The following is a 26227-nucleotide window of genomic DNA, read 5'->3' as shown; positions in this document are numbered from 1 at the left end:
GGGCATGGGGCCGTGCCATGTTGGTGCACGCATGGCTCACATGCACCAACATGGCACTGGAATCGGGTCAGAACGTGTAGCGTGCGCCGAACAGGATCTCGTCGAAATCGCCGACGGCAAGTTCGCCACCCAGGGAGAGCTGTGGCGCCACCTCGTAGTAGCCGCTGCCGAAGACCTGCACGTTGCTGCTCGCATCGTTGAAGCGCCACAGCCGGATCCCGGCGGTGGTGTCCCAGCCCGGGTCGAGATAGGCCCGGGCACCGCCCTCGAGCCGGAATCCGGGGTCATCCTGATCGCCGAAATCGTAACCCAGGTCCAGTGCGCCGTAGATGTCGAGGTCGCGTTGCTGCGTGGGTACGCGGAATCCGACGCCGCCCCAGAGGACGTCGCGGCTGATGGTGGTGCTGGACGTCCCGGGCGGGGTGTCCACATCAAAGCGGTGACTCTGGAACTGACCCCGCGCGAAGATGGTGTCGTTCAGGTAACCCTGGCCACGGATCAGCAGGCCAAAGTCGCTATCCCCGAACCGGCTCGGCGGATCCGCCCAATTCAGTCCGCCCTCAATGTGGTTGTAGCTGAGGTTCGCTGCGCCGGCAGTGGCGGGCAACAGAATGGCTGCAGCCGTCAGCGCGGATAGCCTTTTCATCGGTTGACTCCCGTTGGAAGAATTCAACGGAAATGATGGCACGTTCCCCAAACGGCGTATTGCTGTCACCGTCTGGCGACGTCCCGTTGCGTCATGCGCTGGGCCAGGCTGTAGCCCACCCACGTCAGCAACAGGCACAGTGCGAGGGTGGTCGAGACGTTCAGTGCTGCTAGCCCCCAAGCACCGCTGGCCATCAGTGCGACGGACTCCAGGCTGAACACCGAGAAGGTGGTGAATCCGCCGCAGATACCGCCCATAAGAAATAACCTGACCCTGGCGTTCAGGGGGCGTGGTCCGTCCGGGGCGGTGAGAGCAGCCAGCCAGCCGATCAGCAGTGAGCCGATCACGTTGGCCATGAGTGTGTCCCAGGGAAAATCCAGGGCGCCGATCATGCCGTAGAGGTCGGAAACCCCATGACGGAGCACGGCGCCGATCGAACTGCCAACTGCGACGGCGAGACAGTCCCGCAGGGTCATGGCGCAGTTAACCCCCCGGCGGTCAGCGCGAGGCCGAGCGCTGCGGCCAGTAGGCAGGCCAGCAGTGACGAGATCACGTACGCCGCGCTCTTGAGCCCTTGCCGGTCCCGGACCAGACCGATGCTCTGAAGGCTGAATGACGACACGGTGGTGTAGCTGCCGCACAGGCCGATCATCAAGGCGGCCGCCCATGTCTCGCCTGGCCAGCCTAGGCGCAGAACGAGGCCTGCCAGCACGCCCAGCAGTAACGATCCGCTGACGTTCACGATCCAGGTTCCCCAGGGAAACGTGCTTCCCGTGCGACGGTCCACAGCGGTTCCGATCAGGTAGCGCAGTGCTCCACCTGCGGCGCCTCCTGCGGCGATGGCGGCGTAGGAGATTAGTGTGCCCATGAGTCTCAGTATCCCAGGGGAATCAGGCCGAAGCCCACCAGTATGGCAAGCAGCCAGAGGTACCAGGAGAAGATCCGCAGCTTCGCCTTGTACAGCAGTCTGACCACCAGGTAGAGGGCGCCGGTGCCCACAGCGGCCGCCACGATCAGCCCGATCACCATGTCCACCCACCCGAGCTGTGCCGTGCCGCCGGCGGTCTGGAGTTCCAGGGCCTGTACCAGGGTTGCCGCGAGGATCGTGGGGATGGCGAGAAAGAAACTGTACTCAGCCGCCCATCGCCGCTTCAGGCCGAACAGCAGCGATGCGGCAATGGTAATGCCACTGCGACTGATCCCCGGGATGAGTGCCAGGCCCTGGGCGGCGCCGATGCCGAGCGCCGTGCCCACCCGGATCTGCCGGAGGCCGCGGGGACGCGGCGGCAGGCGGTCGGTAATCCACAGCAGCAGCCCTGTTAGTGTAAGGGTGCCGGCGATCATCGCCGGGCGGGCGAACACTGCTTCGAAAAAGAGTTTGAAGGTGATGCCGATGATCCCGGTGGCCAGAACCGACAGAGCACACAGCAGGGCCAGGCGGATCGTCAGCGGCAACGGACGGTACTGATGGCGCATCCGTGCCAGACCGACAAGGCCATCACGAATCAGCCTAAAGAGACTGCGCCGGAAGACGATACAAATGGAGATGAGTGTGCCCACATGCACCACCAGATCGAACAGGATCATCTCGGCGCTGTCGGGGGCGGGGATGTCGGCACCCTGGGCGATCAGCCAGTGCTGTGTGAGAACCAGGTGTGCCGTGGAGCTGACCGGCAGAAACATGAACGCGCCCTGGACAATGCCGAGCAGCACGACGATGTAAAGGGCCATTGAGGCCATCCTCTGAATCGGTCGGGGGTGGTCCGGACGCCTGGCCGCCATTGCGGTGCCGCGACCCGGATACTGAGTACGGGTCGGAGCCTACCGGAGCCGGGAGAACGGGGGAAGTCCTGAAGGGCGGCGGTGCCGAACCGAGGGTGTCCCGGCGCGATTATGGCCCCAGGGGAACAACCTCGGCGATATCAAGGAAAAAACAGTAAAGTCATTGATTTATATTGTTGTGCAGCGTAGCATTTCGGCTTTGATCGACGCGGGTTTGCACGCCAATTCGCCAGACAGGACAGGAGGGGGCCATGACCGACAGAAAGCAGCTCATATACCGCCGTGGCCGCCTGCAGCTGCCCCGGGACATCGCCGACTGGGCAGCGTCCGAGCTGGCCGAATGGCTCACCATGCTGCCTGTGGATGAGCGCGTGCAGGCGTTCCGTGCGCTGCCATTCAACCGGGGAGCCATTGGTTATGTCACCATGGCGCCGGCGGAACGGGCGGCACTGCTCGGTGCATTGAACAGCGACAACCGCCGCCGTTTGGTCAGCCTCTCCGGTAACGAACTGCTGGTGGGCGCCCTCAAGCACGCCGACGCGGCCACCCGGGAACTGGTTCTTGGCGACCTGCCCGAGTCCCGTCGCGCGGCCGTTGACGGTGCGCTCAAAGCGCAGATGGCGCCAGCGGCCGCTGTTCCCGCGGGGGATTCCCGTCCCCGCTGGCGAGCGGTGTTGGCAAGGGCGATTGCCCGTCGGGGAGGGCGCCGGCGAGAGCCTGTCTCCTGAGCGGGACAGCTTGCCGCTGCGCAGCGAATCCGCCTACGGTAGCGCGAGCGCGTTCGGTTCAGCGATGGGCCGTCGGCGTTGCTGCACGAGTCGGGGGGCAGCATGGATCACACTGATGACGGGCTCCGGGAGTATCTGAACGGCCGCGTGTTCGACGGCCATCTGGAATCACGTCTCCGGCGGGAGGCTCCCGGCGGCGAACCGGTTCTCGATCCCAGCACCGGCACCATCCACTTCGAGAACCTGCGGTTCAGCCGCGTCTGCCTGGAGTATGCGCTTCGGGTGACCGGCCTCTACCGGCGTGGGCAGCGGAACGCCCGCCGCCTGCAGGTGCGGGAGCACGACCTGCCCGTGGCCGGTCTGACCGAAGCAATGCATGGCTATCGCCTGCTCCACCTCAGCGACCCCCATCTGGATGTCGATCCCCATTTTGCAGACGGTCTCGCTGATCAGTTGCGCGGCTTGCAGTGGGATGCGTGCGTGATCACCGGGGATTTCCGTTACCGCACCAACGGGAATGCCGAGCCGGCGCTCGCGGGCATCAAGACCGTGCGGGCGGCACTCGACGGCCCCGTCTATGCCGTTCTGGGCAATCATGACAGCATTCGCATGGTTCCGCGTTTGGAGGCACTGGGGATTCGCGTGCTGCTGAACGAAGGCCTCGTTCTGGGTCGTTCCGATGGCGCTGGCGTGTGGCTGGCCGGAGTGGACGATCCGCACTACTACCGCCAGCACGACATTGTGCGTGCCCTCAGGGGGCGCCCTGACCATATGCCCGCGGTGCTGCTCGCGCACTCACCGGAGGCTTACCGAGATGCTGCGGCGGCAGGGGTGGACGCGATGCTCTGCGGGCACACCCACGGCGGCCAGATCCGGTTGCCGGGCGGGTTCCCACTGACGACCAACGCCGACTGCCCCCGCCACCTTACCAGTGGTCCCTGGCAGTGGCGCGGATTGAAGGGCTACACGTCTGTAGGTGCCGGGGCGTCGGTGCTTGATGTGCGGTACAACTGCCCGCCGGAAGTCGTACTCCATACACTGACAGGGCACTAGTGAGGCTCTCGGCGAATGCCGGCGCGGTAGAGCACCCACGACGCGGGCGGCCCCAGCAATACGAACAGGGCCGCGGCAGTGATGCCGCTGGCGGGGCTGATCATTGGCAGGGGCACTAGTGCGAGCAGCGGCAGGAACGCCTCCGGCACCTGATCGAGGCCGATGAATCGGCTGCTGGGGACCAGGCCGAGGCGGCGTTTGGTGAAACTCGACGCGAGGTCTCCGGCCATGGCCAGTATGCCGGCGGCTGCCCCTGCGGCCAGCGGCAGGCCGAGCAGGACCGTCACAAGCGTTGTGGCAATCACCGCCGCCACCACCCCGCGCACCGTCTTCGATGGGCCGAACATGCGACGACCGTCGCGCCAATGACGTCCGCCGTCCACAGGTTGGCCGTTGCGCTTGCCCAACAGAAAGCTCAATACGACCGGCGCCGCGTTTGCCACCGTGATGATGATCAGTACTTGTACCGTTGCGATCATGGCAGGGTGGTCATAACAGGTGCTGGAGCTGGGGAGCGTGTGTGCGCAGCCACTCACGACCACCCTCATGTTCGCGCAGCAGGGTGAATCCGGCGAAGTCGAAGCCGGGGCCCACTGCGCAGGCGGTCAGCGTCCAGCGGCCGTTGGGGACAGCTGCCTGCCAGGCGCCCGCAGGGATGACGGCGACCGGTTCGGCGTGAGCCGCAGGGCCGAGGGTGATGCTGCGGCACTCGCCGTCCGTGCCCTGTTGCCATAACGTGAGCGGATCGCCATCCAGGTAGTGCCAGATCTCGTCGCCGTCGACACGGTGCCAGGCGCTATGAGCCCCGGCTGGCAGCAGATAATGAATCAAGGTCACTCCCGGCCGCTCACCGTCATCCGGCCGTCGCACCGTTACCGTGCCGGTGTGTATGCGCCGATACCAGCCGCCCTCCGGGTGCGGGGCCAGTCCCAGCGCTTCGATGCGTCGCGCTGCTTCCGAAGGCAGCGGCGGCTCGGGGTGGGTGTCGGTCATCGAAATGGCGGCCTCCGGGGGTGCGCGTGACCTCAACTCAGGCGGGGTCGGGGAAGCGCTGTTCCATCAGCCCATGCCCGGGGATTCTGGCGCCGAGCCTCTGTTGGCGAAGCCCGGCAATGACCGCCTCCGCGTTATCGTAGCGTGACAGCCGCTCCAGTGTATCCCGGGTCGGCGTCATCAGCTCAAGGGCGCCCCGGGCATCGGCTTCAAGACCGGCTTCCGGAGTCACCCAGCATTGATCAACGGTTTCCTGGCCACAGCAGGTGGCTTCCTGGCCTGTGGGCACCACCGCGAGAAAGAATCGGGTGTCAAACCGTTTCGGCACGTAAGCCGGTGTGACCCAGTGACTGACATACAGCAGTTCGTCCCCGAACAAGTGCAGTTGTTCCCGCTGACAGATGTCCGCCAGGGACATTTCCTGATGGCGCAGCGCGTCCCGGTATGCCTGGAACCGCTGCATCACTGCCGGAGTGTCCAGCCGCGGGGCCGTGCCGTCCGCCTGGCGGGCGAGCAGGATGCCCGCTTCCTCGAAACACTCGCGGATTGCGGCGATCCGGTATGCCAGCCCGCCGCGCCGGACACCGAGTTCCGCGCTGGCGGTGGCTTCGTCGACCGGGCAGGGAGGCACAGCCGGGCCGCTGTCCTCCTGGTCGACCGCGCCACCGGGGAACACGGATGCCCCGGGGCCGAAGCGGGTGCGGGCATTGCGTTTGAGGAGCAGGACTTCAAGCCCTGATTGCCCGTCACGGAGCACGATCACGGTGGAGGCCGGTTTTGGAGTGACGGGCATGTGCACACCTCAACGCTGTGACTGGCAGTGTCTTCAGAATACCTATTTTGTAGCGTCACGCCATGCATCAGTTGTCGCCCGCAGCAGACAGCCAGCAGTTGATTGTGCAGTGCGCTTGCATTGCGCCGCCCAGGAATGAATAGTGCAGCCCAAGGGGCCGGCTTTATCTGGCGTGGGTTGGAGCCGGCGACGCAGTGGACCGCGAAGGAAGGAGAAGTAGCGATGATGCAGCAACGAACCGGATTCCGGGCTTTGTCGGCGCTCTGGGCCGCCCTGTTCCTGGCCGTTTCGGTCTGGATTCCCGTTGCCCAGGCGAACATGATTGATACCTACGCCGTTGCCGGCGAGGCGGAGCTCGAGCAGACTCGCAGTGAGGTGCTGGATCTGCTGGCGGAGGACGAGGTTCGGGAGCAGCTGGTGGCCTGGGGTGTCGACCCTGATCAGGCGGAAAGCCGGGTCAATGCACTGACCGCCGCCGAGCTGGAGATGCTCAACGAACGGATGGCCGATGAGCCGGCAGGCGCCGGAGTGGGGTCGGTGGTCAGCGCCGCGTTGATCGTCTTCCTGGTTCTGTTGATCACCGATATCCTTGGTTTCACGAATGTCTTCCCGTTCGTGCAGAAGACCGCTCAGTAGAAGGGCCCGGCCGTGCCGGCGCCCCGGCTTCAGGGCCAGGGGCGGGCACGGCGGCCTATACTGACAGCACAGGATGTCATTGATGCGGGGTTGGCCATGGAGTCCGCGCAGCTTTTCATCGGTTACGACTGGACCCTCTTCACCGGCCGCCTGGACACGGTGGAGGATCATCGCAATCCCGCGCACACTCTGATCATGGGCATCGACGGGCCGTTTCGCATGGGTGGGACGGACGGGGCGCTCGTGCGCAGCGCCTGGGTGTTTCCTGGCGCGACGGTACCCAGGCTGGATTATCGCGGCACACGCATCGGGCACCTCCTGCTTGGCCCCCATCATCCGGTCGCCCGGCGTGCCTGGCATCTGAGCAGCGAGCCGATCGTGACCGACGGCCTGCCTGCGGTGCTGACCGCCGAGTTGCCCGGCACGCTGGCGCGGGCGGCGACAGGGGATGTGGTTCCTGAGCGCGTGCTGCAGCGCCTGGATGACCAGCTTCCCGGGCCCCAGCCCCAGGCGCTGGATCCGCGGGTCCGGCGGGCCATCCACGCGCTGCTGGAAGACTCCCGTCCGCCGAACGACCAGGAACAGCTGGCGCTGCACGTTGGCTTGTCACCCAGTCGTCTCGGACACCTGTTCAGGGAGGAGATCGGCATGTCCATCGGCCGTTTTCGCCTTTGGACACGCATTCAACGCCTGGCCATGGCCATCGGCGTCAGTGGCAGCATCACGGAAGCAGCGCTCAATGCAGGCTTCCGGGACCCGTCTCAGCTCTCGCGGGATTTCCGCATGCTGTTCGGGCTCAAGCCGTCGGGCATTCTGCGCAATGCTCAGCCCGTGGCCATTCACCCGCTGTTTGACGGTGTTGATGCCTGAAGCGGCACCAGCGCCGGTATCAGCCGGGTGTAGAGAATCAGCCCGCCCACCTCGATCACGCTTTGCACCACGATCACGCCGGCCGCAAGGGCCGGCTCCGGCAAGGTCAGCGCAAACGGCATCACCACGAAAGAGTTCCGCGCGGCCAGGCTGAAGATCAATGTCCGCGTGGCGACCGGCGTCAGTTCCAGCCGGCTGCTGACGAGAAACCCCAGTGCCGGGACAGCCAGCAGGTACGCGACGTAGAGCAGGGCGACGCCGAGCAACACGCTGCCCGTGCCCGCCAGGTGGGGCAGGTGGCTTGCCGCCAGCACGAACAGAAGCAGCAGGAGAAAGGGCGTCATCGCCCGACGGCTGATTTGGGCGACATGGTGCAGTGGCTGCCATCGCCGCGTGCCCATTTCCAGGATCAGCGCGAGGCCCAGTGGCAACGCGATCAGCCCCGCAAAGACCACCAGAAACCGGTCAACGGCGATGACCTCGACGGCTGCCGGGCCGGCCAGAAGGATGAGCCACATCGGCAGCAGTACGAGCTGTCCGGCCAGTAGAACCGGGGTCGCCAGCGTTGCCTGCTGAGTACTGCCGCCTCCCAGGTGGGTGAACGTGACGAACCAGTCGGTGCAGGGGGCAAGCAACACCAGCAGGATGGCCAGTTTCAGGGTCGGAGAATCAGGGAGCGGCAGGGTCATGACCGCCACCATCAGCGGCACGAACACCGCCTGGCTGAGCGCCAGCGCCTTCAGGAACTGTTTGCCGTCGGCAGCGGGTCGCAGATCCTGCCAGCGGATCTGGCAGAAGGTGGCGTAGAGCAGCAGGGCAAGCACGGGCCATACTGCAGGCTCAAGTGCCTCGGCACGCGCCGGCACCAGGGCGGCGAACCCGCCCCCGAACACCAGCGCCGCAAGGGCAGCCGGGATCTGCCAGTGCTCCGGCTGGTTGCTATCCATGCCCGGGGGGTCGTGTCATTGTGCGTTGCTGTCCTCCACTGCGCCCTGCAGTGCCTCCAGCAGGTCGTGGTCGGGGTGGCCATCAGCCGTGCGGCCGGCCGCGGCCTGAAAGTCCCGAATCGCCGCGCGGGTTCGGGGGCCCGGCATGCCGTCGGGTTCACCGCTGTCGTGACCGAGGGCGTTCAGGTGGCGCTGGATCTCCTCGACCTCTTCGATGGCGAGCGGCTCCTCGTCCCAATCGGCACGGATCTGACCGAGCCCGGCGATGCGATCAGCCAGATAGCCGACGCTGATCGCGTAGGAGATGGACCGGTTCCAGCGCATGATGACACGGAAATTGTCGTAGACAAGGAACGCCGGGCCGTCGGCCCCCGACGGCACGATGATGCTGCCCTGCATGTCCGCGCTTGGCAGGGAGGCGCCTGAGGCCATGCGCACGCCCATGTCGGCCCAGGCGTCGACGCTGCGGCGGGTGTCCAGGCTGGCCTCACTGAAATCGAATCCGTCGGGCAGCGTGACTTCCCGCCCCCAGCGTTGACCGGCCTGCCAGCCCATGGCTTCCAGGTAACTGCCGGCCGAGCCGAATGCATCTTCCAGGCTGTTCCAGATATCGATGCGCCCTGAGTCATCATAGTCCACGGCGTAGGCGTTGAAGGTCGATGGCATGAACTGCATGTGACCCATGGCCCCTGCCCAGGAACCCTGCATGTCATCGGCGGCCATGTTGCCGTCATCGACGATGCGCAGTGCGTCCAGGAATTCGGCCGTGAAGAACTCGGAGCGGCGCTGATCACAGGCCAGCGTTGCCAGCGCATCCATCACCGGCACACGGCCGAAGTGGCGGCCAAAGTGCGTTTCCAGGCCCCAGAAGGCCACGATGTAGGCCGGGGGGACGCCAAAGTCCGACTGCACCCGCTGCAACAGTTCCCCGTGTTCATCAAAGAGGTCGCGTCCCCGTTCCACGTGGGCCGGTGTCACGCGTGCGTCCAGATACTGCTGAAAGGTCTGCACGAACTCGGGTTGGCTGCGGTCCAGCTCGATGATGCGCTCACGCTGCTCCACGGCCGCGATGGCGTCCATCGCCTCTGTGGACGTGATTCCCGCGGCCTCCGCCTCCTGTTTCAGGTGGTCCCGGCAGGCTTCGAAATCGGCGTGAACCAGCCCCGATGTGGTCAGCAGCAGTAACGGGGCGAGATGGCGTGCGCGGGTCATGGTTGGTTCTCCGTCAGGTCGGATGCGGGGCTCGTGCCCGGCTAATAATAGCTCAAGGAAATGCTGAGCAATGTAGTCTAGACTCCCGAAATCGCTCTGCGTTCCCGGTGGCGCCCACGTGGCATAGGCGGCCATTGCTGGCGTTCGGTGTGCCTCTGGTCCTGGACCCGCAGGGCAGATCAGGGTTCCGTGAAAAGTTCGGATTGCACTGGCCGCCCGGGCGAGAGCAACCTGGGCAGCGCGATGGGATCGCGGCATGAACGGGTTTTTTTTGCAGCGATTCAGCCCGGCCGTTATGATCCCCGGCTCAAGGGAGCTTCGGGGGTGGGCATGCGAGGCCTTTTACTGCTCGCGCGGGTGATCGATGCGCTCAACGGATTTGTCGGGCGGGCCATGGGTTGGGTGGCGCTGGCCATGGTCGCCATTGGCGTCATAAACGTCGTCGGGCGCTATCTTGGAGCGGCATTGGGGTTGCAGCTCAGCAGCAATGCACTGCTCGAGGCGCAGACGTATGCCTATTCGATGATCTTTCTGCTGGCTGCGGCGTACGTGCTGCGTCGCAATGGCCACATTCGCGTCGATGTCATTTATGCGGGCCGAAGCCAGCGGACCCAGGCCTGGATTGACGTGGCCGGCACGCTGCTTCTGCTCCTTCCATTCTGCATCTTTGCGCTGTACTTCAGCGTCGACTACGTGGCGCGCTCGTGGCGCCTCCTGGAGTCGAGCCCGAACCCGGGTGGACTGCCCCGTTACCCGATCAAGACGGTGATTCTCGTCGGCTTCTCCATGCTGTTTTTGCAGGGTATCAGCGAGGTGGTCAAGCGGGTCGCCTGGTTGCGCGGCGTGCCCGGCGTTCCCGGGCCGGGGGATGACGATATGCGCCGCAAGGCGGCAGAAGGAGAGGCGTAATGGAGTACCTCGCCTTCTGGATGTTTGCGGTGCTGCTGTTGCTGCTGATCACCGGTTATCCGGTGGCGTTCGCCCTTGGTGGTACGGCGGTGATCTTCACGCTGCTATTCAGCGACCTGCTGCCCGGCATGGGGTTCTCCTTTCCGTGGGATTCGGAGTTTGGCGTGAGGCGGTTGTTGATCCTGCCGCAGCGGATCTTCGGCTCGATCATGGACAACTACACGCTGGTGGCGGTGCCCTTTTTCGTGTTCATGGGGGTCATGCTGGAGCGCTCCGGGCTCGCGGAGGATCTGCTGCAGACCATGGGCCGGTTATTCGGGCGCATGCGTGGCGGTCTTGCCATCTCGGTCGTGGCCGTCGGCGCGCTTCTGGCCGCGTCAACGGGTGTGGTCGGCGCATCCGTGGTCACCATGACCGTGCTGGCGTTGCCTGTGATGCTCAAGTACGGCTACGACAAGGGGCTTGCCTCCGGCACCATAGCCGCCAGTGGCACGCTCGGGCAGATCATTCCGCCGAGCGTCGTACTGATTATCCTGGCGGACCAGATGTCCGGCGTGAACGTCGGTGACCTGTTCATGGGGGCGCTGCTGCCGGGGCTGGTGCTCGCCGGCCTGTACATGCTGTGGATTGCAGGTTACGCGTTCTTCAAGCGTGACCGGGCCCCGGCGATGCCCGCGGTGGCCGAGGAGTTCGCCATCAGCAACCTGTGGCTGGCGGTCATCCGCAGCCTGCTGCCGCCGTTGATTCTCGTGGGCGTGGTGCTGGGTACGATCTTCATGGGCGTTGCCACGCCCACTGAAGCAGGTGCCATGGGCGCCTTCGGCGCCACGATTCTGGCGCTGCTCAACGGGCGCCTGACCCTGACCAACATTCGCGCGGTCAACGAGCAGACCGTGCGGCTCACCAGCATGGTTTTCATCATCCTGGTGGGGGCGACCGCGTTCGCCATGGTGTTCAATGCGCTCGGTGGTCACTGGATGGTGGAAGGCTTCCTGGCGGATCTGCCCGGTGGCCAATGGGGCTTTCTGCTGTTCGTGATGGTCACGATCTTCATCCTCGGCTTCTTCCTGGACTTCATCGAGATCACGTTCATCGTGGTGCCACTGGTCACCCCGGTGGCGGTCATGTTCGGTTTTGATCCGGTCTGGTTTGGTGTGCTCATCGCCATGAATCTGCAGGCGTCCTTCCTGACGCCTCCTTTCGGATTCGCGCTGTTCTACCTGCGCGGGGCGGCGCCGCCCAGTGTACGCACGCGCGACATCTATCGGGGGATTGTGCCGTTTATCATCATTCAGCTGCTGATGCTGCTGGTGATCGTGATGTTCCCGGACCTCGTGCTTTGGCTGCCCGAGGCGTCGAGGCACTGACCGGAGCTGGCTGTAGTACGGGAGTGATGCCTGACGGGCGGCAGCGCCGCCCGTCAGGCGCCGCGATCAGCGGTTGAAGATGTAGTTCTGGTACTGGTAAGTGGTGCGCTCGTTCCAGCCGCGGACCTTCTTCATGAAGGCTTCCCACTCGCCGTGGATCTTGGCGTAGTCGGAGTCGTTCATGTCCTCCTCATGCACCTCGCGCGCACCTTCGCGGAATGCGTCCATGACCGACTCGGGGAAGTCCAGCACCTCGATGCCGTGCTCGTCCTGCAGCGTCTCAAGGGCGACCGGGTTGGTGCTCAGGTACTGTGCGGCCATCCACATGTTCGCTTCGTGGCTGCATGCCTTGATCTGGGCCTGGATGTCCGCCGGGAACTCGTTCCAGGTGTCCAGGTTGAAGTAGAACCCGAGCATGGCGCTGGGCTCGGCCCAGCTAGGCATGTAGTAGTACTGCGCGACTTCATGCATGGCGAGGGTCATGTCATCCGCCGGCCCGACCCACTCGGCCGCGTCCAGCGCCCCGCGGTCCATTGCCGTGTACACCTCGCCGCCGGGCAGCTGCTGGATGTTGACGCCGGCCTTTGCCATGACGCGCCCGCCGTGGCCGGGGAAGCGCATGCGCAGGCCGCGCAGGTCGTCCGGGGACTCGATGCGCTTGTTGAACCACCCACCGGTCTGGGCGCTGGTGTTGCCGCCGGGGAAGGCGATCATGTTGTCCTTGGCGTTGAGTTCATCCCAGAGTTCCTGGCCGCCTCCACCCATCATCCACGCATTCTGCTCGTCCAGGGTCATGCCGAACGGAATGGCGGTGAAAAACCCGTGGGCCGGAGACTCGCCGATGAAGTAGTAGGGGGCCGTGTGGCAGCACGGGAACGCGCCGCTCGCGACCGCACCGTAGACCTCCAGCGGGCCGATTTGGTCACCGCCGGGGTAGGTGCGTACCTCGACGTCGCCGTCGGTCATCTCGCCGATGCGCCGGGCGAAGTACTCCGCGGTCCCGTAAAGGTTCTCCAGCGCGGCCGGCCAGGAGGTTGGCATCTCCAGGCGGAAGCGACGGTTGGTGGCGATCACGTTGGGGGAATAGACGGTGCTTGCGGCCACCGCGGCAGCGCCGCTTGCCGTTAGAAAATGACGACGTTTCATGGGGCTTCTCCCTCGATTCTTTGTTGTTCACCTCGCCGGTACGCCCGTCGTCGACGGACCATCCGGTTGCCGCTCCAACAATACCGCGCGACGGGGCGTGATGCGAGCCTGAAGCGCTTTCCTGGTGCGGCAGCGAGCGGGTATCGTTGTGGTTTTCAGGTGAGCAGAGGAGAGCGGTGACATGTCCCGTCATTTCGACCAGGCCGAGGGGCTTTGTGAGCAGCCGGATACGCAGACGGACGCATTCGTGTTCAACCAGACCATGATGCGCATCAAGGAGCCGCGGCGCACGCTGGATTTCTACACGCGGGTGCTGGGCATGCGCCTGCTGCGCAAGCTCGAGTTCCCCGCCATGGAGTTCACGCTCTACTTTCTGGCAATGGTGCCCGAGCAGCGCGTCAGAGAAGTGCCGTCGGCTGACGCCGCGCGCACGGAGTACACCTTTGGTCGGGAGGCGGTCCTGGAACTGACCCACAACTGGGGTGACGAGGACGATCCGAGTGTCAGCTACCACAGTGGCAACGAGGAGCCGAAAGGGTTTGGCCATATCGGTTTCGGTGTACCCGACGTGGATGCCGCGTGCGCCCGTTTCGAGGAGCAGGGTGTCGAGTTCGTCAAGCGGCCCAATGACGGCAAGATGAAGGGAATTGCCTTCATCAAGGATCCGGATGGCTACTGGATCGAGATTTTCCAGGCGGATCGCATGGGGTCGCTCTAATACATTCCGGGGTAGTGGGAGGTTCAGGCGAAAACCCAGTTAGGCCGCGTCGGGCATGGCGTAGCGACTTCCGGATATGGTACTACTCGGAGTCGGGCATCGGATTCGCCCAAAAGTTCGGCCGGGATGAGGCCGGACAACCAACGGAGATAGCACTCCGCCAACGAGATAGGAGTTTACCAATGAAGAAGAAACTGTTTGCTGCAGCTCTGCTCGGCACCGTCTATGCCACCTCCGCGCACGCCGACAGCACGGGCTGTGGCCTGGGGACCATGGTGTGGGACGGCCAGCAGGGCATTGCGCCGCAGGTGCTGGCAGTGACCACCAACGGCACGTCGGGCAACCAGACCTTCGGTATCACCTCCGGTACGCTGGGATGCGAGCAGGATGGTGTAATCGACTCCGCCCAGAAGCTGGGCATGTACACCGGCTCGAACATGGACGCCCTGGCGCGTGACATGTCCGTAGGCGACGGCGAGTCCCTGCACGGGCTGGCGGAGGTCATGGGCGTGGACGCAGAGGACCGTGATCACTTCTTCACGGCCCTGCAGGACAACTACGGCTCCATCTTCTCCTCCAGCGACGTCACCGCTGACGATGTCATCACCGGCATCAACCAGACGGTGGAGAACGACGAGCGCCTGGCCGGCTACTCGGTCTAAGCGAACTGCGTCGAAAAAGGGGGCTGCCTCCGGGTGGAGGCGGCCCCTTTGCGTCCGGGACACGCATGATCGCGTGCCGGGCGTGCCCCGCTGACCGGTGATCCCTGCCTCCCGGGACGCCACTCTTAACTTGGTACGGCATCCATGGATGTGACGCGTTATCTGGCGCCGGTTGGTTTCGTCCTTGCCTCGAGCGCCGCGGTTGCCGCTCCGGGCGACTCCACGCCGGTTGCCGACCTGCAGGACGCAGCCCGTGAGCAAGGGCTTGCCCACGACCGGGAATGGCAGGACCTGCTCCATTACCGCGAGCGCCGGTTTCTGCCCGGGCGGCGCAGCGAGAGCCGGGACACCGGGTTCTTCAATGCCGACGACGGCTGGCGGGACCCGGAAGCGGAGCTGGACGCGACGATCGCCGCGTTGTTCCGCGATCCCGACACAGTGGACGGTGACGAACAACATCCCCAGTGCCGGTTTCCCGCGCGCCGTGCGTGGCTGAGAGAGCGTCTGGACCTCGAAGCGGACGTCTTCCCTGAGGTGGCGTGTCAGCGGTTCGAGGAGTGGTACGAGGGCATCGACCCGCACGAGATCACGCTGGTGTTCGCGGCGGCCTATCTGGGTAACCCCGCCTCCATGTACGGGCACACGCTGCTGCGGGTGGATCCGCCGGATCAGGATGAAGACACGCGGCTGCTGTCCTACGTGATCAACCACGCGGCGGCCACGGAGGAAAGCAGCGGGCTGGTCTTCGCCGTGCGTGGCCTCACCGGCGGCTATCCGGGGCTTTTCTCGATCATGCCGTACTACGACAAGGTGCGTGAGTACAACAGCCTTGAAAGCCGCGATCTCTGGGAATACCGCCTCAACCTGGAGCCCCATGAGGTGGAGCGATTGATGCAGCACACCTGGGAGCTGCGCGATACGCCGTTTCCCTACTATTTTCTCTATCAGAACTGCTCCTACCGCCTGCTGGAACTGCTGGATGTGGCCCGCCCGGGCATGAACCTCTCCGACCGCTTCAACTGGTGGGCAATCCCGACGGATACCGTGCGCGAGGTGCTGCGGGAAGAGGACATGCTGCGGGAGGTGGTCTTCCGGCCGGCCGAGCGGACGCGGCTTGATCATCAGATCGCGATCATGCCGCCGGAGCTGGTCGACGTCACCGTGGCCCTGGCGCGTGGCGAGCGCAGCCCCGACACCATGGACGGCATGGAGCGCCAGGAGCGCGGTCTGGTACTGGAGACGGCCTACGATTACCTGAATTTTCTCCGGCATTCGGGGGACATGGAGGGGGATCAGCGCGAGCGCATGCGTGAGCTTCTGATCGCCCGCAGCCAGCTCTCGGGCGTGCCCGGGGCGGAGCGTCCGCCGCAGCCCGACACGCGGCCCGATCAGGGGCATCGCACGCTGCGCCTGGGCATCGGTGGCGGCGAGCGCGGCGAGGCCACGTTCGGCAGCCTGCACTGGCGGCCGGCCTACCACGACATGCTGGACCCGCCCGACGGTTACATACCCGGCGCACACATCAGTTACGGTGATGTGGAAATCCGGTACGACGACGACCGGGATCGGGCCGAGCTCGAACGGCTGATGGTGATCGACATCGAGTCTCTGAACCCCCGCGACCAGCTCTTCCGGCCCTGGTCCTGGAACATTCGTGCCGGTGCGGAGCAGCGGTTGCGCCCCGGCGGCGGGCGGTCGCTAATGGGCGGCGTGGATGGCGGCGGTGGTTTCACCTGGCAGGCCGGCGACACGCCACTGTGGACCTATGCCGGGGTGCAGGCGGATGCCTGGGGCTCGGAACGCCTGGACGACGGTGTCCGTGCGGGCGCCGGCCCGCGGGTGGATGTGCTCTGGGCGGGTGCATCACTGCGCACGCGGTTGCAGGCCGAAGCCGCTTGGCAGACCGATACTAGCCGCCCCGCCTGGCGCGTGAGTGCAGAGCAGTCGCTCACGACCTTCCGCAACGTCTCGCTTCGGGTGGGCGCGGCGCGGGAATACGACTTCGGTGTTCATGACAATGCGGTGCAGGCGACCCTGTATGGTTATTTCTGACCGCCACCCGGGGCGCTACCTGTGGCTCGTGCTGCTGGTAGCGGCAGCGACACTGCTGGCCGGCTGCAGTCGCTTCTTCTTTCTGCCCGAGCCGGGGCACCGCTGGGATCCGGCGGCGGCCGGCATCGACTACGAGAACATCTGGTTCGATTCCCTGGATGGCACGCTGCTGCACGGGTGGTTCCTGCCTGCGGACGAGCCGCGCGGTACCATCCTCTTCCTCCACGGCAACGCCGAGAACATCAGCACCCACATCGGCGCCGTCTACTGGCTGCCGGAGCAGGGCTACAACGTCTTTCTCCTGGATTACCGTGGCTTCGGCCTGTCGGCGGGCACTCCCGATTTCGACGGCGTTCACATGGATGCCGCCGCCGCGCTGGCCCGCGTTGCCCGCCACCGTCGCGTTGACCCGGAGCGCATCGTCGTCTTTGGCCAGAGCCTCGGCGCGTCCGTTGCCATCACCACCGTCGCCAACCATGGCGCAGCGTACGGCGTGCGCGGGCTGATTGCCGACAGTCCGTTTGCAAGCTATCGCGGCATCGCCCGGGAGAAATTCGGCGAGCTGTGGCTGACATGGCCGTTCCAGTGGCCCCTGAGCCTGACCATCGACGATGCCTATGCACCCATTGATCACGTCAGTGCCGTGAGTCCGATTCCCTTGTTGCTCATTGCCGGCGATGACGATCGCGTCGTGCCCTCCCATCACGGCCAGGATCTCTATGCAGCCGCCCAGCCTCCCAAGGATGCCTGGCACTACCGTGGGGTTGATCATACCCAGGCCGTGGGCCGGGGCGACGTGCGCCGCCGCCTTGTGGCCTGGCTGGATGACGTGCTCGGGCCGGTAGACGACGGCGCCCGGGAGCGCGGCGAATGAGCGCGCTGGGTCCCCGGGAGGTGGAACCCGATGCCTGGGGCGAGTGGGCGCGGGAGGCCGTGCGGCTTCTCCTGCACCGGCCTGCGCTGACGCTGGTGGTGCTGGCACTGGTGCTGGTGATGTTCTACGCCGTGCATCTGGTGGAATGGGGCCCGGTGCGCCTGTTTCTCATGCTGCTCTGTCTGCCGCTGGCGCTGATGGTGTTCATCCGCCTGGCCTGGTATGCCGATTACGCCCGCCGCCCGTGGCCCTCGCAGCTGTTGCCCGGTAACGGCGAACTGCTGCTTTCAGTCGGGTGTGCCGCCGCGGCAATGGCACTGCACGGCGGGCTTGCAATGGTCACCGCACCGCTGGCGGACGGTTTCGTGAGTGTGGTGCAGCAGCTCGGGCTCTGGAGCCCCGTTCGCGCGGATGGCCTGCCAGCGGAACCGCCGCTGCGGCATACGCTGCTCGGTCCTGTTCTGGTACCGGGTGGTTTGTTCGGCGCAGGTCTGGTGGGATTGCTGCTCATGCTGCTCGCCTTCGGGCAGTGGTTCCTGCTGCCCATGATGGCGTTGCACAACCCGCCGCTGCCGCCCGCCATGGCGGCCAGTGCGCGCGCCTATCCACTCAATCCGGCGCCCATGATGGGAGTCACCGGTCTGCTGATGCTGGCCGCGGCACTGCTGCTTGTCACCGTCGGGTGGGCTCTCATTGCGCTGTTGCCGTTCTTCGGTGCGCTGTTATACGTCGCTTACCGGGACGTGTTCCTGGGCAGTGAGTCGGACGCCCCGGAAGGCATTGCCGTCGACGACGAACTGGGCGAGGGATCGCACGGCTGACCCAGGATCGGGTAGCATACGCCGCCGATCCGACCCGCCCTGGAGGACTGCCCGTGACCGCAGCGGAACACCCCGTGCCGCCCGACCGTGAGACCCTTGCCCGCCGGCTCTGTGCCCGCTACGACGCCATCATTGATGACCCGGACGCGCTGGTCCGGTCTCTGCTGCGGCCTCTGCCGACGACCGTCTGGGCGAATCCGCGGCGGCTGTCCCGCGACGACCTCCTGGAGGTGCTGCGTGCCGATGGGATCGCCGCCACGCCCATGGCGTGGTCGAACCATGGTGTGCGGCTTGATCCGGAGGCGCGACCGGGGCGGCACTGGGGGTTCATGGCAGGGCTGTTCCAGGTGCAGGAAGAAGTCTCCATGCTGCCGGTGGCGTTGCTGGACCCGCAGCCCGGTGAGCGGGTGCTGGACCTGTGTGCCGCGCCGGGCAACAAGACCGCCCAGATTGCCATGGCCATGGCGAACCGGGGCACGGTCATGGCCAACGACCTGCGCAAGGGGCGGCTGGCCGCGCTGCGCCAGACCGTCAAGCGCTTCGGGCTCATGAACGTGGTCATCACGGCGCAGGACGGGCAGTCCATAGGCGCCCGCGCCGGCGCATTCGACCGGGTGTTGGTGGATGCCCCCTGCAGCTGTGAGGGGACATTCCGCAAGGTGCGCTTACCGACCATCAGCACGGCCGCTTTCCGCTCCCGCCTGGCCGCCGTCCAGGTGCGTTTGCTGGAACGGGCCATGCGGCTGACCCGGCCGGGTGGGCGGCTGGTCTACTCCACCTGCACTCTGGCACCGGAAGAGAACGAGGCGGTGATCGACACGCTGCTGGACCGATACCCGGGTGAACTGAGGGTTGTGCCGGCGCACGTGCCCGGACTGCAGGCCACCGCAGGCATCACCCAGTGGGAAGGGCGCCGGTATGATCCGGCTGTGGCCGACACCCTGAGAGTCTGGCCACATCACAACGACACCGGCGGTTTCTTCGTGGCGGTGCTCGAGCGCAGTGCCGACGCCAACAGCATCGCGGAGCCGCACTGGTTTACGCCACCGGAGGAGCCCCGTAGCTGGCTTGAGCCGCTCACCGAGCGCTTCGGCATCCCGTGGGCGGCATTCGACGGCGCGGTTCCGGTGAAGCGGGGCAACAAGCACCTGCACCTGGCGCCGGTGGACCACCGCTACCCGGAAGCGCCGGCACCCGAGATGCTCGGGCTGCCGGCGGTGCGGCGCCGCAGTCTCCCCGTGAAACCGACTACTGCGGCGGCCATGCTCTATGGGCCGGACGCCACCCGCAACGTAATCACGCTGGATACCGCCCAGACCCGGCGCTATCTGGAACGCCATCCGATTCAGGCGTTGTCCACGGAGCAGCTGGCCGCCTGCACGTCGGCCGGTTATGTGGTGCTGCGTTACCGGGGCTACACCCTGGGTCTCGGGCAGCTCATCTTCGATCGTGAAACCGGTGTGGCACACGTCGAAAGCCTCATGCCGAAAGCCTGGTCGCGGGACACAGCCATGCTCGTGACGCCGGAAGAGGGCTGAGGCCGCCGTTCACGAACTCCATGTGCCGACCCTGCGCATGGTGCCCCACTCGTGGCGCTTGCCTCGCAGCCATTGCCAAAGCCCCTGACAGCGCCAGAGGGTGTTGAGTTGGCGGTAGCCCAGGTTTTCGACCAGGGCCGCCAGAAAGAGTCGCAGCATGTCACTGCGACGGGTGTACACACGGAACGACAGGGCCTCCAGCAGCAGGGCACTGACTGAGAGCACCATGCCGAAGCCCACGGCGACGAGCAGGAAGGCCAGCAACGCCGCGCCGGAGACGACGCCCAGGGCGAATCCCAGCGCCATGAACAGATAGCCCGCCAGTTCGATCAGCGGACCCAGCCACTCGAACACGGCCATGAAGGGCCAGGCAACATGCCCCGGTGCGCCGCCGCGGCGGCTCGCAGGCAGGCGCCAGTTCGTGGTGAGACTCTCCGCCAGGCCCCGTTGCCAGCGGGTTCGCTGCCGGTGCAGCGTGCCCACGTCTTCAGGGACCTCGGTCCAGCAGATCGGGTCCGGCACGTAACGGATGCGATAGGGAATCCGCCGCTCGCGGTGATACTGATGCAGCCGGACGACCAGTTCCATGTCTTCTCCCACGCAGTCGGTCCGGTAACCTCCTGCCGCGATGACACGGTCACGGTCGAACAGGCCGAAGGCGCCGGAGATAATCAGGAGCGCGTTCAGTGGTGACCAGCCCAGCCGGCCGAACAGGAAGGCACGCAGGTACTCCACGATCTGCAGGCGCGCGAGCAGGCTCTTTGGCAGCCCGGAGCTGACCAGGAATCCGCCCTGGACGTCCGAGCCGTTGGCGACGCGCACGGTGCCTCCGGCCGCAATCGTGCGCTCGTCGTCCATGAAGGGCTGTACCACTCGCAGGAGACTGTCCCGCTGCAGAATGGAGTCCGCATCCACAGCACAGAACAAGGGCCTGGACGCGTAATTGAGGCCGGCGTTGAGCGCATCGGCCTTGCCGCCGTTGGCCTTGTCGACCACCTTCAGTTCCGGGTAGTGGGGCGAGCGGTAGACACCTCGCACCGGCGCACAGGGCACGACGCGCAGCGCCGGATCACGTTGCGGCTGAAGATCGAAGGCGCCTTTCAGCGCGTTCAGCGTGTCGTCGCCCGAGCCGTCATTGATCACGATGATCTCGAAGTCCGGATACTCAAGCTGGAGCATCGAGCGCACCGACGCAACGATCGTGGTCTCTTCGTTGTACGCCGGCACCAGGAGAGATGTGCCGGGTTCAACCCCCAGGTACGGCACGCCCTCTTCTCCGTTCGCCCGATAGCGCAGGCTCTGCCGAAGGGAGGCGAGGGCGAGAAGGTTCAGTGTGAGATAGCCCCCGTTCAGACCGATGAAATAGGCCAGGAAGACCAGCTGCGCCACAACAAGCGTGTCGCTGACTGTCATGGCCTCGCCTCCAGCGCCCGCTGCAGCGCCTCGCGGCCATAAGGATCCGGCAGATGGCGGCTCAGGTGTTCGATATCCTCCGGCGGCACGTGATGCAAGGCCACGATCCCATTTGCCGCGGCCTGACGGACGTGCCAGTTGGCGTCGGAAAGCAGTCGCTGCAGGCGTGCCAGATCCTCTTCGCCGGAACCGGTGTGCCCCAGCGCCTGGGCGGCAATGGCCCGCACTCTGGGTTGCGGATGCTCCAGCGATTCGCGCATGCGCGCGGTGTCGCGCGGGTTCCGGGCGACGGCCAGCAGGTCGAGCGCGGGCGCGGTCAGACTGTCGTCCGGGTGTTCATCGAGAAAATCCCGCAGCCCCCGCGCCCGCTCCCGGATGTGGGTGCACTCCAGTAGCGGCAGGAGTCGTTCGCGGGCTGCGAAGGTTCCGTGGCGGAACGCCGGAAGCAGCGTTGCCGTCGCGCTGTCCTGGCCCGCGGTGTTGATGATGTCGAGGCAGTGGGGCGTGGACCAGTCCGTGCGTTGCAAGAGAATCCGCAGGAGCTGCGGCATGTTGCGATCGGGATCAATCATCGCGAGGGTCCGGGCCGCCGCCACGGCGACGGGCCCCGGCGCCCGGCGCGCCATCAGAAGCAGCCGCCGGTTGGTGCCGGGCGGGGCCAGGTAGCGCGTGGTGGTGATGGCGACCATGCGAGCCTGTGGGGAGCCCGCCTCCAGGTACAGCCGGGTCCTGAGGTGCATGCCAGTGGCGTAGAGAAGCTGGTTGAGCGCCGTTCGGGCCGGGCCGCGGACCGATTGCTGGAACCGGTTCCAGAGCAGTAGGAAGCGCAGGTGATCCTGCCAGTGCACGTCCGGCAAGTCCTGTCGTAGATGCCCCAGCGTGGCCTCGGCCATGATCGGACGCCATGTGGCCTGGAACCTGGCCTGTCGTCTTTCCCTGGCGCGGGAGCGGATACCGAGCAGCAGGACCTGACCCATGATGGCGAGGGTCAGGGAGAACAGAACCAGGCCGGTCAGCACGGCGGCACGGACCACGGCGTCAGAATGAATGACGGAGTCCAAGTTGTATGCCCCAGCGCTCGTAAGTGTCCTTGATCTCGTGAAAGCCCCCTTCCCAGGAGATCGCCCAATCCTCTGCGAACCAGTGCCGTCCGTTGATGACCGCGCTCCGAACGGTGAATGGTTCGATGGCACCGGTTGCGGCTTCATACTCGTCTTCGGTGCCGGCGCTGATGGTGATGCCCATATGACTGCGCTGGTGGTAGTAGCGGGTCAACGAGACGGCATGGCCGATCTGGTTGCTGCCGCCCTGCAGGCGCGTCAGAAAAGCGCTGTAGGCCGTGCGCCAGCGTCCCATATAACGCTCTACCGTGACGCGACCGGAATCGACGTGAATATCAGGGTAAACACTGCGTCGCAGGCCGACGTCGACGCCGAAACCGTACGGCAGCGGCCGCCCGGCACTGATCCCCAGGCTCCGGTCCGGCAGGAACCCGTCGGCGGGGCTGACGGTTCCGTCCAGGCGTCCACTCCAGGACGAGCCGAGCGGCCGGCTTAACGCCAGCCCCAGCTCCTGATCGCTGTCGTTGAAGCGCCAGGCCTGTCGGGCATGGCCACTCCAGGTGAGGCCACCACGCCGGTACGACAACCAGTCACCGCGGATTTCCTGCCAGTCATCCGCGCCGCGGGTGAGGTGGTCATAGCGGACGGAACCTTCCACCTCCCAGCTCCGGCGTGGTGGCGCGGGCAACCACGCCGCATCGGGAAACCGCTCTCGCGCCTGATCCAGAAACCCGTCATCCGCCTCGTTGGCCGCGGCCCTTGCCTGAAACTCCGCGCGCCAGATGGCCTCGTAATCGGGAGCGATCGCCCTGGCGCGGATGAGGGGCGTCAGCGCCTCATCCGGCGCGCCCGACCAGAGCAGCGTCTGACCCACGCCGAGCAGGTAGTCCGGATTGTCCGGGGCATCGGCGAGGAGGTGTTCGTAGTCCGTGAGTGCGCCTTCGTAATCGCCAGCCCAGGCGCGTTGCCGCGCGCGGTCGAAGCGCAGTTCCTCGTCGCCCGGGGTGGATTCGAGTGCGGTATCCAGCTCCTCCAGTGGTTCTGTGGCCGCCACGCCGTTCACTGAGCAGGCCAGCATCAGACCTGTCAGCGCGGTGAACAGCCGCCGCACAGGGTGACCTCCGCTCCGGGTCATGCCGGGGCTCGTCGCAGGAACCGTTTGACCCGCGCCAGCAGTTCGTCCGGCTGGAACGGTTTGACGATGTAGTCGTCTGCGCCGGCGTCAAACGCGCGCACGATGTCCGTCTCGTTCGCCCTGGCAGTCAGCATGACCATAGGGAGATGCTCCCACCCGGGCTGCTCCCGGAATCGGCGCACCAGTTCCAGACCGTCGATGTAGGGCAGCATGACGTCGGACAGGATCAGATCGGGTACGCACCCCGGAAGGGCGTCCAGCGCGTCCCTGCCGTCGGTGCGTGGATCGACGGTGTAGCCCTGACGTTCCAGCATGAAGCGGATCAGGTAGATGATGTCGGCGTCGTCTTCTATGAGGAGTATGCGGGGGATGGCCCGCGGCCGCGCATGTTCAGACATTGATTGATCGGTTTTCTGCATGTCGAGGTACTTTACAGTACCAGCGCGGGCGGGGCGGTGCTAATCCACCGGGTCGCCGTTGTCTTCCGGCGGCCAGATGGCCTCGATCTCCAGTCGCTGGTCGGCCCGGGAGAACGTCTCCCAGATCAGCCCGTTGACGTCGTGATCCACCGAGAGCGTCTGCGCACAGGGGTCTTCCCACCCCAAATGGCGAACGGTGCCAGTCGCGCCCGGCACGCGGCGCACGGAAAAGTTCACCTGGCTGGTGCGCCACAGGGCGTACTCTCCGGGGATGAGCACCTCTGGTTCTGCCCCCAGGCGCCGGGTGTACTCGGGGATGCTCGCATGGACATCATCGACGGCGAGGGCGATATGGAACCGTTTCATGGCGGTCGCTCCTGCGCAGTGGCGGGCTCGCCCGCGTGCGTCTGCTTGCCGGTTGGACGCAACCGGTGCTAACGTCTTCTTCATGATAAACGTACTCGGTCAATTCCATTGGCGCTATTACTGGCGATTTACTTGCCCCGGTCTCGAAGACCGTTCCGGGGGCAGGGCGCCGTTGCGCTGATGGAGCCGAACTGACAGGTTACCGCCACGATGACGCCCCCGGATCCGAGATCGGGGGCGTTTTTGATGGTGCATCCGTGGCGGATGATCTGATCAGGAGGCAATGATGACCGACGACAGTACCCGACCGGATCCGGTCAGAGCGCTGATGGAGCGCCGTGACCTGACCGACCCCGCCCAGGGCGACCATCCCATGCAGCAGCTGATTGAACGGCTGCGCCTCTCGACCGGGGATGGTGCGCGCCGTACGCTGCGTACGCCGCCACTCGTGCCCGGCCCGGAGGGCTGGCGCGCTCGGCACGGCACCACCGAAACGGTGCTGACCCAGTTGCCCGATATTGTTGCCGACGGCGTGGACCGTGCGGTGATTCATTGCGCGGGGCTCGTGTGTGGCAGCCGTCGCACCGATGCAACCGCGCTGGTGGCGCACGAGCTGGATGTCTGGTTGCTGGGCGAGACGGAAGCAACAGCACTGGCCTCCCTCGTGCAAAGCGCAATGCGTGCGGCCGTTCCCAGGGCCACTTACCGCTTGATCCCGGCGCGGTCCGGCGCGCTGCCCGGGCGTGACTTCCGTCTTGACGTCATGGGGCAGGGCGATTGGCAGGACGTGGGCGGCTGCGGTGTACTGCGCCAGGAGGGGGTGGCCGTCGCGGTGGGTTTCAGCGTCACGCTGGAACCGCTGCTGGAGCTCAGCGACCTGGCCGGGGATCAGGTGGAGGGGGTGACGCACACGGTGACTTCCTCGCGGTCGTGATACAGCTGCTTGCAGCGCACGTCCATGGCGCGGCCGCTGCTCTGGAGTGCACTGCGAAGCTGCTCCAGGCCGTCGCGCACCGTGGCGTGGCGCTGTTTCATGGGCAGTTTGAGGTTGAACACCGCCTGTCGGCAGGCACCCTCGGTGAGCCAGCTGGTCATCAGCGGCAGTATGCGTGCCGGGCGCTCGACCATGTCGCACACCAGCCAGTCCACCGGGCGCCGCGGGCGGTAGCGAAAGCCGTCCTCGCGTCGGTGATCCACCAGCCCGGAGTCGAGTAGTGCGGTGTCCATGGGGCCATTGTCCACGGCGGTGACGTGCAATCCCCGGCGGACCAGCTGCCACGTCCACCCACCGGGCGCGGCGCCCAGGTCCACGGCCGTGCTGCCGGGGCGCAGCAGCGTCTCGCGCTCCGCCGGGTGCAGCAGTGTCAGCAGGGCCTCTTCCAGTTTCAGGGTCGATCGGCTGGGTGCGTCGCCGGGCATGCGCAGGCGGGGAATGCCCAGTGGCCAGGGCGAGCTGTTCTCGACCGGTGCGATACCGGGAAAGACCGTGGCCGAATCCGTGAACAGCAGATGCAGGCGCTGCCCGGCGTGCTCGTCCAGGGCGCCGCGTTGCCGCAGCGCCTGTTCCACGGCCCGGCCGAACCCTTTGCAGAAACGGGAGAGGCCCTTGCCGTCGTTGGTGTCCGGGTACTCCAGCCGCACGTCGGCGTAGGATTCACCGGAAGGCAGGCTCTTAAGCAGTGGTGTCAGGCGCTCGTGCTCGGGTAGCGGGGGGAGCCAGCCATGGCCGGCGACCCACTGGCGCACAAATACCAGCTCCGTGAACGGCAGCGAGCGAAGCAGGGGTGTGACGGGGGAGCCGTCATGGCTGTGGAATTCCACGAGCCCGCCATCGCGATGCGTGCGGCAGTACCCGTAGATTCCAGCCGCGGCGGCACGATCGGTCAGCTCGGCGGCGGTGTCGTTTTCCAGCCCGGCGCGGGTGTAGAGGAGCAGTGCGGCGCTGGTGGTCCAGGGTGCGGTCTCTGACATGGCGGCAGTGTAACCGCAACGAGCCGTTGCCGTCCGCGCCGGCTGTTCCGTGTCGGGCGCAAGAGACGCTATGCTGAACGCTGTGACCGACGGGATGTCGAAACGGTGGCGCGGG

29 protein-coding genes are annotated in these 26227 nt (G+C 65.8%); 13 read left to right on the top strand and 16 right to left on the bottom strand.

Features of this window, described 5'->3' with window-relative positions:
- Positions 1-67: 67 nt before the first annotated feature.
- The 4 genes from ACNSTU_RS04710 to ACNSTU_RS04695 form a co-directional block, all read right to left on the bottom strand.
- Entirely contained in the window at positions 68-646 is a 579-nt protein-coding gene (locus ACNSTU_RS04710; protein WP_290634799.1) for an outer membrane beta-barrel protein, read from the bottom strand.
- Between the two features lie 65 nt (positions 647-711).
- Entirely contained in the window at positions 712-1122 is a 411-nt protein-coding gene (gene crcB, locus ACNSTU_RS04705) for a fluoride efflux transporter CrcB (protein ID WP_418212136.1), read from the bottom strand.
- On the bottom strand, positions 1119-1514 hold the full coding sequence (locus ACNSTU_RS04700) for a fluoride efflux transporter FluC (protein ID WP_290637395.1): 396 nt from the start codon (positions 1512-1514) through the stop codon (positions 1119-1121). The genes crcB and ACNSTU_RS04700 overlap by 4 nt, the downstream gene beginning before the upstream one ends.
- A 5-nt stretch (positions 1515-1519) precedes the next feature.
- Positions 1520-2377, bottom strand: coding sequence for an undecaprenyl-diphosphate phosphatase (locus ACNSTU_RS04695; RefSeq protein ID WP_290634018.1), 858 nt, complete (start codon positions 2375-2377; stop codon positions 1520-1522).
- Between the two features lie 302 nt (positions 2378-2679).
- Between ACNSTU_RS04695 and ACNSTU_RS04690 the strand changes: the two genes are divergently transcribed.
- Together ACNSTU_RS04690 and ACNSTU_RS04685 are read left to right on the top strand one after the other, a co-directional pair.
- Complete coding sequence (locus ACNSTU_RS04690; protein ID WP_290634020.1) at positions 2680-3156, top strand: magnesium transporter MgtE N-terminal domain-containing protein; 477 nt, start codon at positions 2680-2682, stop codon at positions 3154-3156.
- A gap of 102 nt (positions 3157-3258) precedes the next feature.
- Positions 3259-4209, top strand: a complete 951-nt coding sequence (locus ACNSTU_RS04685) for a metallophosphoesterase (RefSeq protein WP_290634022.1) — start codon at positions 3259-3261, stop codon at positions 4207-4209.
- Here ACNSTU_RS04685 and ACNSTU_RS04680 read toward each other — a convergent pair.
- The 3 genes from ACNSTU_RS04680 to ACNSTU_RS04670 are packed head-to-tail and all read right to left on the bottom strand — an operon-like array spanning position 4206 to position 5995.
- Positions 4206-4688, bottom strand: a complete 483-nt coding sequence (locus tag ACNSTU_RS04680; RefSeq protein WP_290634024.1) for a CDP-archaeol synthase — start codon at positions 4686-4688, stop codon at positions 4206-4208. The genes ACNSTU_RS04685 and ACNSTU_RS04680 overlap by 4 nt on opposite strands.
- A gap of 10 nt (positions 4689-4698) precedes the next feature.
- Positions 4699-5202: a cupin domain-containing protein gene (locus tag ACNSTU_RS04675; RefSeq protein WP_290634026.1), complete on the bottom strand. Its 504-nt coding sequence runs from the start codon at positions 5200-5202 to the stop codon at positions 4699-4701.
- Between the two features lie 37 nt (positions 5203-5239).
- Positions 5240-5995 (bottom strand): NUDIX hydrolase, encoded by a 756-nt coding sequence (locus tag ACNSTU_RS04670; protein ID WP_290634028.1) that lies wholly within the window; start codon positions 5993-5995, stop codon positions 5240-5242.
- Between the two features lie 222 nt (positions 5996-6217).
- Between ACNSTU_RS04670 and ACNSTU_RS04665 the strand changes: the two genes are divergently transcribed.
- Positions 6218-6631, top strand: coding sequence for a PA2779 family protein (locus ACNSTU_RS04665; protein ID WP_290634031.1), 414 nt, complete (start codon positions 6218-6220; stop codon positions 6629-6631).
- A gap of 96 nt (positions 6632-6727) precedes the next feature.
- On the top strand, positions 6728-7501 hold the full coding sequence (locus tag ACNSTU_RS04660) for a helix-turn-helix domain-containing protein (protein ID WP_290634033.1): 774 nt from the start codon (positions 6728-6730) through the stop codon (positions 7499-7501).
- Here ACNSTU_RS04660 and ACNSTU_RS04655 read toward each other — a convergent pair.
- Both ACNSTU_RS04655 and ACNSTU_RS04650 read right to left on the bottom strand, forming a co-directional pair.
- A complete protein-coding gene (locus tag ACNSTU_RS04655) occupies positions 7471-8448 on the bottom strand; it encodes an arsenic resistance protein (protein ID WP_418212135.1) in 978 nt (325 codons plus the stop codon). The genes ACNSTU_RS04660 and ACNSTU_RS04655 overlap by 31 nt on opposite strands.
- Positions 8449-8463: 15 nt before the next feature.
- The gene (locus tag ACNSTU_RS04650; RefSeq protein ID WP_290637391.1) at positions 8464-9660 is read right to left on the bottom strand and encodes a lytic murein transglycosylase; all 1197 of its coding nucleotides are present in this window, start codon (positions 9658-9660) and stop codon (positions 8464-8466) included.
- Between the two features lie 189 nt (positions 9661-9849).
- On the opposite strand from ACNSTU_RS04650, the gene ACNSTU_RS04645 reads away from it, so the two are divergent.
- Complete coding sequence (locus ACNSTU_RS04645; protein ID WP_418212134.1) at positions 9850-10569, top strand: TRAP transporter small permease subunit; 720 nt, start codon at positions 9850-9852, stop codon at positions 10567-10569.
- The gene (locus ACNSTU_RS04640) at positions 10569-11936 is read left to right on the top strand and encodes a TRAP transporter large permease (RefSeq protein ID WP_290632447.1); all 1368 of its coding nucleotides are present in this window, start codon (positions 10569-10571) and stop codon (positions 11934-11936) included. The genes ACNSTU_RS04645 and ACNSTU_RS04640 overlap by 1 nt, the downstream gene beginning before the upstream one ends.
- Positions 11937-12002: 66 nt before the next feature.
- Here ACNSTU_RS04640 and ACNSTU_RS04635 read toward each other — a convergent pair whose 3' ends face one another.
- Positions 12003-13082 (bottom strand): TRAP transporter substrate-binding protein, encoded by a 1080-nt coding sequence (locus ACNSTU_RS04635; RefSeq protein ID WP_290632445.1) that lies wholly within the window; start codon positions 13080-13082, stop codon positions 12003-12005.
- A 181-nt stretch (positions 13083-13263) separates the two neighbouring features.
- Between ACNSTU_RS04635 and gloA the strand changes: the two genes are divergently transcribed.
- The 6 genes from gloA (at position 13264) to ACNSTU_RS04605 (ending at position 19747) form a co-directional block, all read left to right on the top strand.
- On the top strand, positions 13264-13800 hold the full coding sequence (gene gloA / locus ACNSTU_RS04630) for a lactoylglutathione lyase (RefSeq protein ID WP_418212133.1): 537 nt from the start codon (positions 13264-13266) through the stop codon (positions 13798-13800).
- 182 nt (positions 13801-13982) lie between these two features.
- On the top strand, positions 13983-14462 hold the full coding sequence (locus ACNSTU_RS04625) for a DUF3015 family protein (RefSeq protein WP_290635414.1): 480 nt from the start codon (positions 13983-13985) through the stop codon (positions 14460-14462).
- Between the two features lie 144 nt (positions 14463-14606).
- Entirely contained in the window at positions 14607-16514 is a 1908-nt protein-coding gene (locus ACNSTU_RS04620; protein WP_290635412.1) for a DUF4105 domain-containing protein, read from the top strand.
- Positions 16501-17388: an alpha/beta hydrolase gene (locus ACNSTU_RS04615; RefSeq protein ID WP_290637389.1), complete on the top strand. Its 888-nt coding sequence runs from the start codon at positions 16501-16503 to the stop codon at positions 17386-17388. Before ACNSTU_RS04620 ends, ACNSTU_RS04615 begins: the two co-directional genes overlap by 14 nt.
- Positions 17385-18209 carry a hypothetical protein gene (locus tag ACNSTU_RS04610; protein WP_290630522.1) on the top strand — a complete coding sequence of 275 codons (825 nt, stop codon included), beginning with the start codon at positions 17385-17387 and terminating at the stop codon, positions 18207-18209. The genes ACNSTU_RS04615 and ACNSTU_RS04610 overlap by 4 nt, the downstream gene beginning before the upstream one ends.
- Before the next feature lie 53 nt (positions 18210-18262).
- A complete protein-coding gene (locus ACNSTU_RS04605; protein WP_418212132.1) occupies positions 18263-19747 on the top strand; it encodes an RsmB/NOP family class I SAM-dependent RNA methyltransferase in 1485 nt (494 codons plus the stop codon).
- A 9-nt stretch (positions 19748-19756) separates the two neighbouring features.
- Here ACNSTU_RS04605 and ACNSTU_RS04600 read toward each other — a convergent pair whose 3' ends face one another.
- From ACNSTU_RS04600 to ACNSTU_RS04580, 5 genes are read right to left on the bottom strand one after another with little or no spacing between them, the layout of a single operon-like run.
- Positions 19757-21160, bottom strand: coding sequence for a glycosyltransferase family 2 protein (locus ACNSTU_RS04600; protein ID WP_418212131.1), 1404 nt, complete (start codon positions 21158-21160; stop codon positions 19757-19759).
- Positions 21157-22221: a HEAT repeat domain-containing protein gene (locus ACNSTU_RS04595; protein WP_418212130.1), complete on the bottom strand. Its 1065-nt coding sequence runs from the start codon at positions 22219-22221 to the stop codon at positions 21157-21159. Before ACNSTU_RS04595 ends, ACNSTU_RS04600 begins: the two co-directional genes overlap by 4 nt.
- Positions 22199-23356: a YaiO family outer membrane beta-barrel protein gene (locus tag ACNSTU_RS04590; RefSeq protein ID WP_418212129.1), complete on the bottom strand. Its 1158-nt coding sequence runs from the start codon at positions 23354-23356 to the stop codon at positions 22199-22201. The genes ACNSTU_RS04595 and ACNSTU_RS04590 overlap by 23 nt, the downstream gene beginning before the upstream one ends.
- Entirely contained in the window at positions 23353-23754 is a 402-nt protein-coding gene (locus ACNSTU_RS04585; RefSeq protein ID WP_418212128.1) for a response regulator transcription factor, read from the bottom strand. The genes ACNSTU_RS04590 and ACNSTU_RS04585 overlap by 4 nt, the downstream gene beginning before the upstream one ends.
- A gap of 60 nt (positions 23755-23814) precedes the next feature.
- Positions 23815-24141, bottom strand: a complete 327-nt coding sequence (locus tag ACNSTU_RS04580) for a hypothetical protein (RefSeq protein ID WP_418212127.1) — start codon at positions 24139-24141, stop codon at positions 23815-23817.
- A gap of 286 nt (positions 24142-24427) precedes the next feature.
- On the opposite strand from ACNSTU_RS04580, the gene ACNSTU_RS04575 reads away from it, so the two are divergent.
- Positions 24428-25075: a hypothetical protein gene (locus ACNSTU_RS04575; protein ID WP_418212126.1), complete on the top strand. Its 648-nt coding sequence runs from the start codon at positions 24428-24430 to the stop codon at positions 25073-25075.
- Here ACNSTU_RS04575 and rlmM read toward each other — a convergent pair.
- Positions 25030-26112, bottom strand: coding sequence for a 23S rRNA (cytidine(2498)-2'-O)-methyltransferase RlmM (gene rlmM, locus ACNSTU_RS04570; RefSeq protein WP_418212125.1), 1083 nt, complete (start codon positions 26110-26112; stop codon positions 25030-25032). The genes ACNSTU_RS04575 and rlmM overlap by 46 nt on opposite strands.
- Positions 26113-26227: the final 115 nt, after the last annotated feature.

This window comes from Aquisalimonas sp. APHAB1-3, assembly GCF_048323695.1.
In the GTDB taxonomy this organism is placed as follows: domain Bacteria; phylum Pseudomonadota; class Gammaproteobacteria; order Nitrococcales; family Aquisalimonadaceae; genus Aquisalimonas.
This window is presented reverse-complemented; position numbering and strand designations above follow the sequence as displayed.